Origin of the sequence: Pseudomonas sp. NPDC047961 (assembly GCF_050272435.1) — a bacterium.
GTDB lineage: Bacteria > Pseudomonadota > Gammaproteobacteria > Pseudomonadales > Pseudomonadaceae > Stutzerimonas.
The window spans coordinates 787,682-801,709 of record NZ_JBNNMD010000001.1 but is presented as its reverse complement, the minus strand read 5'-3'; the positions used below and the strand labels follow the sequence as shown (position 1 = coordinate 801,709).

The window sequence follows — 14,028 nt, the reverse complement described above, 5'->3', positions numbered from 1 at the left end:
TTCATGGGGTCGATCAGACGCTAACGTTGAGGCGAACCTCGATATTCCCGCGTGTAGCGTTGGAGTACGGGCAGACCTTATGCGCGGCTTCGGCCAGCTGCTCGGCTGTGGACTGCTCCAGGCCTGGCAAGCTGACGTTCAGCTCTACTTCGAGCCCGAAACCTCCAGGAATCTGGCCTATGCCAACCTGGGCAGCGACTGACGTATCGGTGGGAAGCGGTTGCTTTAGCTGGCTCGCGGCAAACTTGAGTGCGCCAATGAAGCAGGCCGAATATCCTGCGGCGAAGAGTTGCTCCGGGTTGGTGCCATCACCGCCTTGTCCGCCGAGCTCGCGGGGAGTGGACAGTTTTACGTCGAGCAGGCCGTCGGACGACGCAGCTCGGCCGTCGCGGCCTCCGGTTGCGGTGGCAGTGGCTGTATAGAGCGCCTTGATGCTTTGCATGATTCGCTTCCTTCGAGAACGAGTAGGCTGATTAACTTATAGCGATAATATTTAGCGCGCAATGTAAATATCAGCATCTCTCGTGCTTATGCGGTTTGGCATCAGAAGGGTAAGGCCAGCTAGCCGTCAGTCGCGAGCCAATAATGCGCTTCGAAGGGAAACGAGTTGATCGCGAAGTGCTAGCAACGCTTCGTGTGATTGCCCGGTGCATTCGAGCATGCAGGCGGGAAACTCACGAGCCTGCTCCTTCATTGCCCATCCGGTCTCCGTGAGACGCAATTCGACCACTCGCTCGTCGCGGCTGCTGCGGGTCCGGCTGATGAGGCCTTCTGCTTCCAAACGTTTGAGCAGCGGAGTCAGGGAACCCGGCTCCGTCATGAGGCGAGCACTGATCTCGCTGACCGTGAGGCCGTCGCGCTCCCAGAGAACGAGCATGGCCAGGTACTGCGGGTAGGTCAGGCCGATGCTTTGTAGCAGCGGCTTGTAGGCTTTGGTCATCTGCAGCGAGGCAGAATACAGGGCGAAACACAGCTGATGGTCCAGCTGCAATTGCTCGTCTGAAGAGGGCTTCGTCATGGGTGGTCGAGTGGCAAGGAAATGGCTTTCACGGTAACGCGCAGCCTTGCTTGCTGCCAAGCTCGGCGCTCGTTCAGGGACGAATCTCTATCAGGGTGCCGTCTTTCACCAGATTCCAGATTTCGCGCATGTCATCGTTCTTCAGGGCGATGCAGCCCTCAGTCCAGTCGAGCGTGTGGAAGTACCATTCGGGATACTCCTCATCGACCGGTGTGCCGTGCAACATGATCATGCTGCCCGGTTTCGCGCCTTCGCTGCTCGCGCGAGCCAGGTCCTTCGCGTTCGGGTAGGAAATGTGCATTGCCAGGTTGTACTTGTCAGAGGCTTTGCGCCAGTCGATCCAATAAAGGCCTTCGGGGGTACGCTGGTCACCTTCGCGTTGTTTGGGCCCGGCTTGCTTGCCGAGGGAGACGCGGTAGCTCTTCATGCTGACGCCGCGGCTGATCAAATGAAGCTTGCGCTCGGACTTGACCACCAAGACCTTGTCGATGAAAGCCTCGTCAAGGGCAGGGGCCGCGTTTGCAAAGGAAAGGGTGGCGAAACTAAAGCAAACAATCGCTAACAGCCAGCGCATTGGGGCGAATCCTGAATCCAAACTGCATCAGACCTGTCTGCGCGCCACCCGCATTGCCTCGATGGCTTCGTTGCGCACCGGGAAGGTCTGCTGCACCCGGTCGGCGAAGAAGTATTCTAGGGTACGGCCAACGGTCGGAAAAGCCAGCTCTGACCAAGGGATGTCGGCTTGTCGGAAAAGCCTGACTTCCAGACTTTCGTCTCCTGGAGAAAATCGCTCATCGACCAGGTCTGCGCGGAAGAACATGTAGACCTGGTTGATGTGCGGCAAGTCGAACAGCGTATACAGCTGCAGATCGGAAACCCGGGCGCAGGCTTCCTCAAGTGTTTCCCGCGCTGCTGCCTGCTGTACGGTTTCGCCGTTTTCCATGAAGCCTGCAGGCAGTGTCCAGTATCCGCGTCGTGGTTCGATTGCGCGTCGGCAAAGCAGTAGATGTTCATCCCAGACGGGCAGGCAGCCAGCAACGATGCGTGGGTTTTGGTAGTGAATCGTATCGCAGGACGTACAGACGAATCGCAGCCTGTTGTCTCCGTCGGGCACCCGCTCAATGACCGAGTCGCCGCACTGGCTGCAGAATTTCATCATGACTCCTTCGTTTGCGTATTTCGTTCGGCCGGGCTCGATAAGCGAGCTGGCTATTGCTGAGAGCCGGCCTGTTGCGAAAAGTTTGCCACCAACGATTGGCCTGGTCGAACCTGTCCACTTGCGCTGTGCCAGGGCGGCTGGATTTTGGCTTGGCCTGTCTTGGGCGCCTCGGTGATTCATGCCATGATGCCAGTCAAAGACAGAAAGAGAAGTTCCATGCTGGACAAGATTCTCCAACGGGTGCGTGATTACTCTCCGCATCTTCTGGAGCCGGAGGGTAGGATGCCCGAGGCGGCCGTACTGATGCCCATTACCCGCAGTGATTCGCCGGAACTGGTGCTGACGCTGCGCGCCAGTGGTCTTTCTACTCATGGTGGCGAGGTGGCGTTCCCCGGAGGGCGGCGCGACCCAGAGGATCGTGACCTGATCCACACCGCGCTGCGCGAAGCTGAAGAAGAGGTTGGACTGGCGCCTGGAATAGTGGAAATCGTTGGGCCTCTCAGTAGCCTGGTTTCGCTGCACGGTATTCATGTCACGCCTTTTGTCGGCATCGTGCCGGACTACGTCGAATATCGCGCCAATGATGCGGAGATTGCCTCAGTGTTCTCCGTGCCGCTGGATTTCTTCTGCCAGGATGCGCGTGAAGTGACCCACCGGATCGACTATCAGGGCGGTGCTTGGTACGTCCCGTCTTACCGATATGGCGAATACAAAATCTGGGGACTGACAGCGATCATGATCGTCGAGTTGGTCAACCTGATATATGACGCCGGGATCGAAATGCGTCGGCCTCCCGCGTCCTATGTCGATCTGAGTCAGAAGAGGTCATAACCGTGAAATATCGCTTGGGTGATTCCCTCGTTGAAAGCCATCCGCAGAGCTGGGTAGCGCCAAATGCAACGCTGGTCGGCAAGATTCGCTTGGAGGCTGGTGCCAACGTCTGGTTTGGTGCGGTGCTGCGTGGTGACAACGAGCTGATCCATATCGGTGAAAACAGCAACGTGCAGGACGGCAGTGTCATGCATACCGACATGGGCTATCCGCTGACGCTGGGGACCGGCGTTACCGTCGGCCATAACGCCATGCTGCACGGCTGCACCGTCGGCGATTACAGTCTGGTGGGGATCAACGCCGTTATCCTCAACGGCGCGAAGATCGGCAAGTATTGCATCATCGGCGCTAATACCTTGATCGCCGAAGGCAAGGAAATTCCGGACGGTTCCTTGGTGGTCGGTTCGCCAGGCAAGGTGGTGCGCGAATTGACCGACCAGCAGAAGAAAATGCTCGAAGCGAGCGCGGCGCATTATGTACATAACGCCCAGCGCTATGCGCGTGATCTGGCGGAGCAGGACGATTGACTGCAGACGAAAAGCCGGTTGCATCACCCTGTGTAAGTGTTTGTGCGTTGAACGACGACGATATCTGCACGGGCTGCCAGCGCAGTATTGACGAGATTCGTCGCTGGGGGCGGATGGATAATCCCGAGCGGCGACAGGTACTGCTGCGTTGTCATGAGCGCGCGCTCCAAAGTGGTCTGCTGTTCTAGCGCTGAAGCACAGCACCTTGCTGATCGTCTTTTTCTTTTTGTACAACGAGGAATGTCATGCCCCGAATTGGTACGCCGTTATCGGCCAGCGCTACCCGCGTGCTGCTCTGTGGTTCTGGTGAGCTCGGCAAGGAGCTGGCGATCGAGCTTCAGCGTCTGGGTGTGGAGGTCATCGCGGTAGACCGTTACGCCAACGCCCCAGCCATGCAGGTTGCGCACCGTCACCATGTGATCGACATGCTCGATGGTGCAGCGTTGCGGGGCGTCATCGAACAGGAAAAGCCGCACTTTATCGTTCCTGAAATCGAGGCGATCGCCACTGCGACGCTAGTGGATCTGGAGCGTGAGGGCTATACCGTTATTCCTACGGCGCGGGCCGCACAGCTCACCATGAACCGGGAAGGTATCCGCCGGCTGGCCGCTGAGGATCTCGCGCTACCAACCTCGCCATACCGTTTCGCTGATTCGCTGGAGGAGTGCCGTTCAGCGGTCTCTGCGCTCGGCTTTCCCTGTCTGATCAAGCCTGTCATGAGCTCCTCGGGCAAGGGGCAATCGGTTCTGCGCAGTGAGGCTGATCTCCTCGAGGCCTGGGAATATGCCCAGGCCGGTGGCCGAGCAGGGAAGGGGCGCGTGATCGTCGAAGGCTTCATCGATTTCGATTATGAAATTACGTTGCTGACCGTTCGGCATGCGGGCGGGACCACCTTCTGTCCTGCGGTGGGACATCGGCAGGAAAGGGGTGACTATCAGGAGTCGTGGCAGCCGCAACCGATGACGGCTGCAGCGATGGTCGAGGCCGAGCGAATTGCCCTGGCGGTCACCGACGCATTGGGTGGGCGCGGAATCTTTGGTGTCGAGCTGTTTATCAAGGGCGACAAGGTCTGGTTCTGCGAGGTTTCACCAAGGCCGCATGATACGGGCCTGGTAACCCTGATATCTCAGGACCTGTCCGAGTTCGCCTTGCATGCGCGAGCGATCCTTGGACTGCCAATTCCGGCGATCCGCCAGTTCGGCCCGTCTGCTTCCGCCGTGGTGCTGGTGGAAGGGGAATCCGATCAGGTGAGCTTCGGCAATCTGGCTGCTGCGCTGACCGAGCCGGATACCGCGCTGCGGTTGTTCGGCAAGCCGGGCGTCAGTGGGCAGCGGCGTATGGGTGTTGCGCTGGCTCGTGACGCATCGATAGAAGCCGCGCGTGGCAAAGCGTTGCGGGCGGCCTCGGCGATTGATGCAAAGCTATAGTTACCCTGGCTCGCCATTGAGACGCCGGTTATTGAGTGTCGCTTTTTGATTCCTCTGGCGCCTCGATTACCCAGGCACGCACGCTTTTCACGCGGTTGTCCGCAGCCTGCAGGATCTCGAGTCGGTACTGGTTGATCTGCAGGCATATCCCACTATCGGGGATGTGTTCGAGTGCCTCTGTAATCAACCCGTTTAGCGTCTTGGGGCCATCGCAGGGTAGCTGCCAACCCAGGGCGCGGTTGACTTCACGCAAATAGGCTGCGCCGTCGATTACCAGGGTGCCGTCGTCCTGCGGGTGGATGTCCGGGCTGCGCAACGCGTCCTGATTGCTGAACTCGCCGACGATCTCTTCGAGAATGTCTTCCAGGGTCACGATTCCCAGCACATCACCATACTCGTCGACGACAATGCCGATCCGGCGTTTTTGCTTCTGGAAGTTGACCAATTGGGTGGAGAGGGGGGTGTTCTCCGGAATGAAGTAAGGGTCGTTGCATGCTTCCAGCAGGCTTTCTCGGGTCAGCTGATCATGGCTGAGCAGGCGCGCGATCTGACGCATGTGCACGATGCCTTCGATCTGGTTGATGTCCTTGCGAAACACGGGAAGGCGGGTATGAGGTGTTGTGCGCAATTGAGTCACGATGGTTTCGAGGTCATCTTCCAGGTCTATGCCGGCGACCTCATTACGCGGAATCATGATGTCGTCGACGGTCACCCGTTCCAGGTCGAGGATACCGAGCAGCATGCTTTGCCGTTTCATCGGCATGTCACTTCCCGATTCATGGACCACGCTACGCAGTTCTTCTGTAGACAGGCTGTCGCTACCTTTGTTGGTCAGATCAACACCGAGCAGCCTGAGCAATCCATTGCTGATCCAGTTGAGCAACGCCACCAGCGGATACAGTACCTTTTGTAGCATCAGCAGCGGGAGGCTGACAGGGTAGGCAACTGCTTCAGGTCGCAGGGCTGCGAGGGTTTTTGGTGTTATTTCCCCGAAAATCAGCAGGACTATCGTCAGACCGATGGTTGCGATCGCAATCCCGGCCTCCCCCCACAGCTTGATGGCTAGGACGGTGGCAATGGCAGAAGCGAGGATGTTGACGAAGTTGTTGCCGACCAGGATGGTTCCGAGCAGCCTGTCTGGCCGCTCAAGCAGGGCGCTAGCGCGTTTTGCTCCGCGGTGTCCTTCCTTGGCCTGGTGGCGCAGGCGATAGCGGTTGAGACTGAGCATTCCGGTTTCAGAGCTGGAAAAGAAAGCCGAGCACAACAGCAGGAAGACCAGCATGCCGAGCAGAAAGCCGGGGTGTAGATTTTCCACGTAGTGGTCCTAGATGTGCAGGATGAATTCGCGGACCAGCTTGCTGCCGAAGTAAGCCAGCATCAGCAAGCAGAAGCCTGCCAGTGTCCAGCGGATGGCCTTGTAGCCGCGCCAGCCTAGCTGATGGCGGCCCCATAGCAGCAGGCCGAAGACCACCCAGGCGACCACCGACAGCAGCGTTTTGTGTACCAGATGCTGGGCAAACAGGTTATCGAGGAAGATCCAGCCGGAAATGAGCGATGCTGACAACAGTAGCCAGCCGGCTAGCAAGAAGCCGAACAGTAGGCTCTCCATGGTCTGCAGCGGAGGGAAGTTCTTGATCAGGCCGGACGGGTGCTTGTGCTTGAGATGATGATCCTGCAGCAGCAATAGCAACGATTGAAACACGGCGATCGTGAGCATCCCGTAAGCAAGGATGGAAAACAGGATGTGCGCCAGTATCCCCGGCTGCTCGGCGATGGCGGGTGCCGTGCCGGACGGTGCAAACTGGGCGAACAGCACCGTCAGGCAGCCGAGGGGGAAGAGCAGCAGCAGCAGATTTTCGACAGGCATTCGGTAAAGCGCGAGCAGGATCAGCAGAATTACGGCCGCAGCAATCAAGCTCGAAGCAGTGAAGAAGTCCAGGTGCAGGCCGCTCGGTGACAACAACTGGATGAATAGACTCACCCCGTGTGCAACGAGCGCCAAGGCGCCCAGGATAAGAAGCAGACGCTTGTCCGGCACGGTGCGTTGCGCCAGGCGCAGGCCCTGGTATCCGGTGACGCCGGCGTAGAGGCAGGCGGCAGCTAGGCTCGGGAGCAAAGGGTGCATAGGTCTGTTAGTAGGCTCGAAAGGCGCTGAGTGTGGCATAAACACCGGGTGCGCAAAAGTACACGGTTGGCTGCCGGTACTGCCGTGGTGCGGGTCAATGGGCGGACAACCGACAGGTGGCGGTGCCCCTGGTAGGTATGGATTTGTCCTGCTCGATGAAAAGCACGGGCGGCGGGGTACCAGCCTGGGGCATGCAGCTTCTATAATCGGCGCCTTAACCACACCCAGCGTGGAAAACGGCACATGTTTGAAAACCTAACCGACCGCCTCTCGCAGACGCTTCGCCATGTTACCGGCAAGGCCAAACTGACCGAGGACAATATTAAGGACACCTTGCGCGAAGTTCGCATGGCATTGCTAGAAGCCGATGTCGCGCTACCCGTGGTCAAGGAGTTCGTCGCCAGGGTCAAGGACAGGGCAGTCGGTACGGAGGTCTCCAAGAGCCTGACGCCTGGTCAGGCTTTTGTGAAGATCGTTCGCGCCGAGCTGGAAGAGCTGATGGGCGCGGCCAACGAAGACCTCGATCTTAGTGTGGTGCCGCCTGCGGTAGTGCTGATGGCTGGCCTCCAGGGTGCGGGTAAGACGACGACGGTCGGCAAGCTGGCAAGGTTCCTCAAAGAGCGCAAGAAGAAGTCGGTGCTGGTGGTTTCAGCCGACGTCTATCGCCCGGCAGCGATCAAACAGCTGGAGATGCTCGCGACGGAAGTAGGGGTGACTTTTTTCCCTTCCGATACCAGCCAGAAACCCGTGGAAATCGCACTGGCGGCGATTCGTGAGGCCAAGCTCAAATACATCGATGTGGTGCTCGTCGATACGGCCGGCCGGCTGGCCATCGATGCTGAAATGATGGCCGAAATCCAGGCCGTTCATGCGGCGATCAAGCCGGCCGAGACATTGTTTGTGGTTGACGCCATGACGGGTCAGGACGCTGCGAATACTGCTAAGGCGTTCGGTGAGGCGCTCCCTTTGACCGGCGTGGTGCTGACCAAGGTTGACGGTGACGCACGCGGTGGCGCTGCCCTGTCGGTGCGACATATCACAGGTAAGCCCATCAAGTTTCTCGGCATGGGTGAGAAGAGTGACGCGCTCGAGCCGTTTCATCCGGACCGGATCGCCTCCCGAATCCTGGGCATGGGCGATGTGCTCAGCCTGATCGAGCAGGCTGAGCAGACGCTCGACCGGGAAAAGGCCGAGAAGCTCACCAAGAAGCTGAAGAAGGGCAAAGGTTTTGATCTGGAAGATTTCCGTGATCAGCTTCAGCAAATGAAAAACATGGGTGGCCTAGGCGGCTTGATGGATAAGCTGCCATCGATCGGCGGTGTGAATCTGTCGCAAATGGGTAACGCGCAGGGCGCGGCGGAGAAACAGTTCAAGCAGATGGAGGCCATCATCAACTCGATGACGCCTGTTGAGCGTCGCAACCCGGACATCATCAGCGGTTCGCGCAAGCGACGCATCGCCATGGGTTCCGGCACACAAGTGCAAGATATTGGTCGTCTGATCAAGCAGCACAAGCAGATGCAGAAAATGATGAAAAAGGTCAGCGGCAAAGGCGGCATGGCGAAGATGATGCGCGGCATGGGCGGCATGTTTCCAGGCGGCGGCGGAATGCCCAAGTTCTAAAGTTTCGAGCGTTTCAGCGGGTTCTTCGTCGGGGCCTGCTGAGGCTGGACAGGCCTGCTGTCGAGGCTTGAGATTGTTTTTGAAAAAGCCATTTGCAAAAGTCCGGATAATCCTTAGAATATGCGGCCTTTCGGGCCTTGAGCCCTGCATTCAGATTTGCTGTACCGACTACAGGAACGATGTTCACATGGTAACTATTCGTCTCGCCCGTGGCGGCTCCAAGAAGCGCCCTTTCTACCACCTGACCGTGACCAACAGCCGCAACCCGCGCGATGGTCGCTTCGTTGAGCGTATCGGCTTCTTCAATCCGATCGCCTCGGGTGCGGAAGTGAAGCTCTCTGTAAACCAGGAGCGTGCTGCCTATTGGTTGAGCCAGGGCGCACAGCCGTCTGAGCGTGTTGCTCAGCTGCTGAAGGAAGCTGGCAAGGCTGCTGCCTGAAACACATGAACGCCACGTCAGCCCCGGCCGAAGATCTGATCGTTATCGGCAAAATCGTTTCGGTGCATGGCGTGCGTGGTGACGTAAAGATCTACTCCTTTACCGATCCGATTGACAATCTGCTGGACTATCGTCGCTGGACGCTGAGGCGAGGTGAAGAAGTCAAACAGGTTGAACTGGTCAAGGGTCGCCTGCAGGGCAAGATCCTGGTGGCGACGCTGAAGGGGCTGGCCGATCGTGAAGAGGCGCGTACCTACGCCGATTTCGAGATCTGCATCCCGCGCAGCGAATTGCCTCCGTTGACCGGTGAGGACTATTACTGGTTCCAGCTTCAGGGCCTGACGGTCATCAACCAGCTCGGGCAAGTGCTCGGTCGGGTTGATCATCTGCTCGAAACCGGCGCCAACGACGTGCTGGTGGTCAAGCCGTTCGACGGCAGTCTGGATGATCGTGAGCGCTTGCTGCCCTATACCGACCCCTGTGTGTTGAAGGTCGATCTGGACGCAGGCGAGATGCGTGTCGAATGGGACGCGGACTTCTGAGCAACATGTCCAGCTTGCGTGTCGATGTGATTACTCTGTTCCCCGATATGTTCGCTGCTATCGGTGAATACGGCATCACTAGCCGTGCGGTGAAGCAGGGGCTATTGCAGCTGCAATGCTGGAATCCCCGGAGCTATACGGAAGATCGCCATCAGACAGTCGACGATCGCCCTTTTGGGGGTGGCCCCGGCATGGTGATGAAGATCAAGCCCTTGGAGCTCGCACTGGCTGATGCCAGGCAGGCAGCTGGGGAAAAGGCGAAGGTGATATACCTGTCGCCGCAGGGGCGTCAGCTGAAGCAGGCTGATGTTCGTGATCTCGCGAACGAGAGTGGACTTATCCTCATCGCTGGCCGCTACGAAGGCATCGATGAGCGTTTCATCGAAGCGCATGTGGATGAAGAATGGTCGATTGGCGATTACGTGCTGTCCGGTGGTGAATTGCCGGCCATGGTGCTGATCGATGCAGTGACCCGTCTGCTCCCTGGGGCATTGGGTCATGCTGATTCGGCCGAGGAGGATTCGTTTACTGACGGCCTGCTCGACTGCCCGCATTACACGCGACCGGAGGTGTATGCGGATAAACGTGTTCCTGAGGTGCTGCTCAGCGGCAACCATGAACACATCCGGCGCTGGCGTTTGCAGCAGTCCCTCGGAAGGACCTGGGAACGCCGCGCTGATCTTCTGGATAGCCGCTCGCTTTCTGGGGAAGAACAAAAGCTGCTGACGGAATACATCCGTCAGCGGGACGATAGTTAAACGTATCGATGGCACGCCATGACGGCCTGTCTTAGGAGCACAGCATGACTAACAAGATTATCCAGGCGCTCGAAGCAGAGCAGATGACCAAAGAGCTGCCGCCGTTCGCCCCTGGTGACACCGTGGTTGTCCAGGTGAAGGTGAAGGAAGGCGAGCGTGAGCGTCTGCAGGCCTTTGAAGGTGTCGTAATCGGCAAGCGTAACCGTGGCCTGAACAGCGCTTTCACCGTTCGCAAGATCTCCAACGGTGTTGGTGTTGAGCGTACGTTCCAGTATTACAGCCCGATGGTCGACAGCCTCAGCGTCAAGCGCCGTGGCGATGTCCGCAAAGCCAAGCTGTACTACCTCCGCGCGTTGTCCGGCAAGGCAGCCCGCATCAAGGAAAAGCTTTCCTGAGGAAAGCTTCCTTAAGAAAAAAGCAGCCTACGGGCTGCTTTTTTTATGGGGATTATCTGGCTTCTAGATTTTCGAGGGGTACGAACCGTCGTAGTCCATAAGGTGCGCGGCGTCTTGTCTTGCTCGCCGTCAGGGCTGCTCGTATGGCTGGAAACGTTGCCCTCAAGGTAAGGGAGAATGGCGAGGTTCGGGTTTGTTCACGGTTGTGTGGCTGTCCGCGCCTTCGGTCAAGGCAATCAATGTCCAGCCCGCGTCTGGTTTGATCCGTGCGTCCGGGTGAAACACATGGGTATGCCCGTGGTTGTCTATGGCGAAATACAGGATAGCGCCCGAGCCATGCAGGGCCTGGTATTCCGGCCAGCCAAAGGTTTCGGTCAGTTTGTTGCTTTTGATCGAGTCACCACGAGCCAGGCGTCCGGCCAGTTGCGAGTAGGTCAACGTGGGTGTGCCTAGGGGGCGGCCACGGTGTTCGTCACTTGGCCGATGTTTGTCGCTGCGTCGACTCTCCTGAGTACTGGCCAGATTGAACAGGCGATCGCCGCCGAAGTCATGACGAAAACGCATCGCGGCGAGGGTATTCATTTCGCCAACAGGCGACAGCGCCAGCAAATGGCCAAGACCGACCAGGTCAAGGTGGTTTTCAGCGTGCTGCGAGGCCGGATTTCCGTAATAGGTGGGTAGATTTTCCATTCTCGCCGCGTGGATGTTGTCCCAGCTGGAATCGGTCAGCATCACTCTGATGCCTTGCTCGCTCAGTGCGCGTCCAAGTGCACGAGCGACGGGATTTGCGCCAACAATCAGAAAACCGCTGGGCGGCGGTTCTGCGACTTTTAGCAGCCTCGCTAAAGGGCGTGCGGTTGCGCTTTGCAGTACGACGGTGCCAATGATGATGGCGAACGTCAGTGGCACGAGCAGCAGGGCGTCCTCGTGTCCCGTTTCGTCCAGGCGAACGGCAAAGATTGCCGAGACCGCAGCCGCAACGATTCCACGGGGCGCAATCCAGGCGAGCAGCAGCCGCTCCCGCCAGTTCAGCTGCGATCCCCAGGTGCACAGGGCGATCGCCAGTGGTCGGGCCACGAATTGCACAATTAGCAAAAGAATCAATACTGCGGGCCCTAGCTCCAGCAGTGCTGTCAGATCGAGCATCGCTGCTAGCAGGATAAAGAGTCCCGAGATGAGCAGAATGCTCAGGTTCTCCTTGAAGTGGAGGATGTCCCGGACGTCGACATCCCGCATGTTGGCGAGCCAGATCCCCATCAGCGTGACGGCCAGTAGGCCGGATTCATGGACCAGAGTATTGGCAGTGACGAAAACGCCGAGCACTGAAGCCAGTGTCGCCAAGTTCTGCAAGTATTCCGGCAGCCAGTGCCGTTTCACAAGTTGGCCGAGGGTCCATCCTCCTACTATGCCAAGCACAGTTCCGCACAGAAGAACTCCGCCAAACGTTTGCACGCTCTGAGTCCAGGCGGCCTCGGTGCCTCTCGTAATGATGAAGCTGTAAACCACTACTGCAAGCAAAGCGCCGATTGGGTCGATGATGATGCCTTCCCAGCGCAGGATATTGGCAACCGCCGCGTTGGGTCGCACCACACGCAGCATCGGTACGATCACAGTCGGGCCCGTAACAAGCGTTAAGCTCCCTAAGAGCAACGCCAGATCCCAATCGAAGCCAAGCAGCCAATGAGCGGAGAGGGTGATCACGCCCCAAGTCGTCAGCGCGCCGATGCCAATCAGGCGGCGCACCACCGTGCCGATCCCAGGCAGCTCAGAGACGCGCAACGTCAGGCTGCCTTCGAACAGTATCAACGCGACTGCCAATGAAACCAAAGGGAAGAGCAAGGGGCCGAACAGCTGAGTCGGATTCAGCCAGCCGAGCACAGGGCCGGCCAGGATTCCACTCAGCAAGAGAAAAAGAATGGCTGGCAGTCGTAACCGCCATGCCAGCCATTGGCTGGCGAGCGAGGCGATGCCGAGCGCAGCGAGGGAGATGAGGATGTCTTGTTCGGTCATGTTTACCAAGCGATCAGGGTGGCGGCCGGGCTTCCGCTCCGGCGGGCTCGTTGTTGGATCTACTGGCTAGTCTGACATTGCTCAGGCCAATCAGGTCTGTTCGGCGTGACCAAGGCGGCTGGCCGGTATAAGCGGTCTATGGAACACTGGCCGCCTTTCTTTCCAGTGTTCCCCTGCATGTCGGCTCAATACGACCCCATTATCGATCGGTTCCTTGATGCCCTTTGGCTCGAAAAAGGGCTTTCGGACAACACCCGCGACGCTTATCGCAGTGATCTGGCGCTGTTCAACGGCTGGTTGGACGAGCGCGATGTGCGACTGGTCGATGCAGGTCGGGACGCCATCCTCGATCACCTTGGCTGGCGTCTGGCTAATGGCTACAAGGCTCGTTCTACTGCGCGGTTGTTGTCAGGGCTTCGCGGGTTTTATCGCTTCCTGCTGCGCGAAGGCGTGATCACGATCGATCCAACGCTGCGAGTCGATCTGCCGCAGTTGGGACGACCACTACCCAAGGCGTTGTCCGAGGCGGATGTGGAGGCGCTGTTGTCTGCGCCGGATGTCGGCGATCCGCTGGGGTTGCGTGACCGGGCGATGCTGGAAGTTCTTTACGCGACTGGCTTGCGCGTCACCGAACTGGTCGGCCTTGGTCTTGAGCAGATCAATCTTCGGCAGGGCGTCTTGCGCACTTTCGGTAAGGGTAACAAGGAGCGTCTGGTGCCGTTGGGCGAGGAGTCCCTGTATTGGGTGGTGCGCTATCTTCGCGACGCTCGCGACGCGCTGCTCTCCGGCAAGGCCAGCGATGTGGTCTTTCCGAGTCGGCGTGGCGACCAGATGACAAGGCAGACGTTCTGGCACCGCATCAAGCTGCATGCCCGGCAGGCAGGAATAGCTGCATCGATCTCGCCGCACACGCTGCGTCATGCATTCGCTACGCACTTGCTCAACCATGGGGCGGATCTTCGAACTGTACAAATGCTGCTCGGACACAGTGATCTATCCACTACACAGATCTACACGCACATCGCCCGCGCGCGGCTGCAGGAACTCCATGCGCGGCATCATCCGCGTGGTTGAACGGATGGCGTTAGAAGATGCGCTGCAGGCCACAAAGCCGATGAGCGAAGGCCCGTCGTCTGCACTGGATGACAGGGGCTATGGTAATCTGCCTGCCTTC

Annotated in this window: 17 protein-coding genes; 10 read left to right on the top strand and 7 right to left on the bottom strand. The window is 58.5% G+C overall.

All coding sequences use genetic code 11. From position 1 onward, the window contains the following. Window positions 1-13: 13 nt before the first annotated feature. From ACQKIK_RS03790 to ACQKIK_RS03775, 4 genes are all read right to left on the bottom strand, one after another. Window positions 14-442 (bottom strand): organic hydroperoxide resistance protein, encoded by a 429-nt coding sequence (locus ACQKIK_RS03790; protein WP_045429435.1) that lies wholly within the window; start codon window positions 440-442, stop codon window positions 14-16. Window positions 443-568: 126 nt separating this feature from the next. Continuing rightward, window positions 569-1,018, bottom strand: a complete 450-nt coding sequence (locus ACQKIK_RS03785) for a MarR family winged helix-turn-helix transcriptional regulator (RefSeq protein ID WP_045432098.1) — start codon at window positions 1,016-1,018, stop codon at window positions 569-571. 73 nt (window positions 1,019-1,091) lie between these two features. Continuing rightward, window positions 1,092-1,592, bottom strand: coding sequence for a L,D-transpeptidase family protein (locus ACQKIK_RS03780; protein WP_499134800.1), 501 nt, complete (start codon window positions 1,590-1,592; stop codon window positions 1,092-1,094). A gap of 27 nt (window positions 1,593-1,619) precedes the next feature. Next, a complete protein-coding gene (locus ACQKIK_RS03775; protein ID WP_499134798.1) occupies window positions 1,620-2,174 on the bottom strand; it encodes an NUDIX hydrolase in 555 nt (184 codons plus the stop codon). A 219-nt stretch (window positions 2,175-2,393) separates the two neighbouring features. Between ACQKIK_RS03775 and ACQKIK_RS03770 the strand changes: the two genes are divergently transcribed. From ACQKIK_RS03770 to purT, 4 genes are read left to right on the top strand one after another with little or no spacing between them, the layout of a single operon-like run. Continuing rightward, entirely contained in the window at window positions 2,394-3,008 is a 615-nt protein-coding gene (locus ACQKIK_RS03770; RefSeq protein WP_499134797.1) for a CoA pyrophosphatase, read from the top strand. Between the two features lie 2 nt (window positions 3,009-3,010). Next, window positions 3,011-3,535, top strand: coding sequence for a gamma carbonic anhydrase family protein (locus tag ACQKIK_RS03765; RefSeq protein ID WP_499134796.1), 525 nt, complete (start codon window positions 3,011-3,013; stop codon window positions 3,533-3,535). Next, window positions 3,532-3,723 carry a DUF1289 domain-containing protein gene (locus ACQKIK_RS03760; RefSeq protein WP_046162743.1) on the top strand — a complete coding sequence of 64 codons (192 nt, stop codon included), beginning with the start codon at window positions 3,532-3,534 and terminating at the stop codon, window positions 3,721-3,723. Before ACQKIK_RS03765 ends, ACQKIK_RS03760 begins: the two co-directional genes overlap by 4 nt. Window positions 3,724-3,780: 57 nt before the next feature. Further along, entirely contained in the window at window positions 3,781-4,962 is a 1,182-nt protein-coding gene (gene purT, locus ACQKIK_RS03755) for a formate-dependent phosphoribosylglycinamide formyltransferase (RefSeq protein WP_499134795.1), read from the top strand. A 28-nt stretch (window positions 4,963-4,990) separates the two neighbouring features. On the opposite strand, the gene ACQKIK_RS03750 is transcribed toward purT, so the two are convergent. Both ACQKIK_RS03750 and ACQKIK_RS03745 read right to left on the bottom strand, forming a co-directional pair. Beyond that, window positions 4,991-6,277 (bottom strand): HlyC/CorC family transporter, encoded by a 1,287-nt coding sequence (locus ACQKIK_RS03750; protein ID WP_045429416.1) that lies wholly within the window; start codon window positions 6,275-6,277, stop codon window positions 4,991-4,993. A 9-nt stretch (window positions 6,278-6,286) separates the two neighbouring features. Next, a complete protein-coding gene (locus tag ACQKIK_RS03745; RefSeq protein WP_045429414.1) occupies window positions 6,287-7,087 on the bottom strand; it encodes a cytochrome C assembly family protein in 801 nt (266 codons plus the stop codon). Window positions 7,088-7,330: 243 nt separating this feature from the next. Between ACQKIK_RS03745 and ffh the strand changes: the two genes are divergently transcribed. From ffh to rplS, 5 genes are all read left to right on the top strand, one after another. Then, window positions 7,331-8,710 (top strand): signal recognition particle protein, encoded by a 1,380-nt coding sequence (gene ffh / locus ACQKIK_RS03740; protein ID WP_045429411.1) that lies wholly within the window; start codon window positions 7,331-7,333, stop codon window positions 8,708-8,710. 187 nt (window positions 8,711-8,897) lie between these two features. Then, window positions 8,898-9,149, top strand: coding sequence for a 30S ribosomal protein S16 (rpsP, locus tag ACQKIK_RS03735; protein ID WP_045429408.1), 252 nt, complete (start codon window positions 8,898-8,900; stop codon window positions 9,147-9,149). Window positions 9,150-9,154: 5 nt separating this feature from the next. Then, on the top strand, window positions 9,155-9,691 hold the full coding sequence (rimM, locus tag ACQKIK_RS03730) for a ribosome maturation factor RimM (RefSeq protein WP_064481714.1): 537 nt from the start codon (window positions 9,155-9,157) through the stop codon (window positions 9,689-9,691). A 5-nt stretch (window positions 9,692-9,696) separates the two neighbouring features. Then, on the top strand, window positions 9,697-10,449 hold the full coding sequence (gene trmD / locus ACQKIK_RS03725) for a tRNA (guanosine(37)-N1)-methyltransferase TrmD (RefSeq protein ID WP_241530413.1): 753 nt from the start codon (window positions 9,697-9,699) through the stop codon (window positions 10,447-10,449). A gap of 44 nt (window positions 10,450-10,493) precedes the next feature. Beyond that, a complete protein-coding gene (gene rplS / locus ACQKIK_RS03720; RefSeq protein ID WP_021208319.1) occupies window positions 10,494-10,844 on the top strand; it encodes a 50S ribosomal protein L19 in 351 nt (116 codons plus the stop codon). Between the two features lie 162 nt (window positions 10,845-11,006). Here rplS and ACQKIK_RS03715 read toward each other — a convergent pair whose 3' ends face one another. Beyond that, on the bottom strand, window positions 11,007-12,854 hold the full coding sequence (locus tag ACQKIK_RS03715) for a cation:proton antiporter (protein ID WP_499134793.1): 1,848 nt from the start codon (window positions 12,852-12,854) through the stop codon (window positions 11,007-11,009). Window positions 12,855-13,031: 177 nt separating this feature from the next. On the opposite strand from ACQKIK_RS03715, the gene xerD reads away from it, so the two are divergent. Beyond that, window positions 13,032-13,928 (top strand): site-specific tyrosine recombinase XerD, encoded by an 897-nt coding sequence (gene xerD / locus ACQKIK_RS03710; protein WP_499134792.1) that lies wholly within the window; start codon window positions 13,032-13,034, stop codon window positions 13,926-13,928. Window positions 13,929-14,028 lie beyond the last annotated feature (100 nt).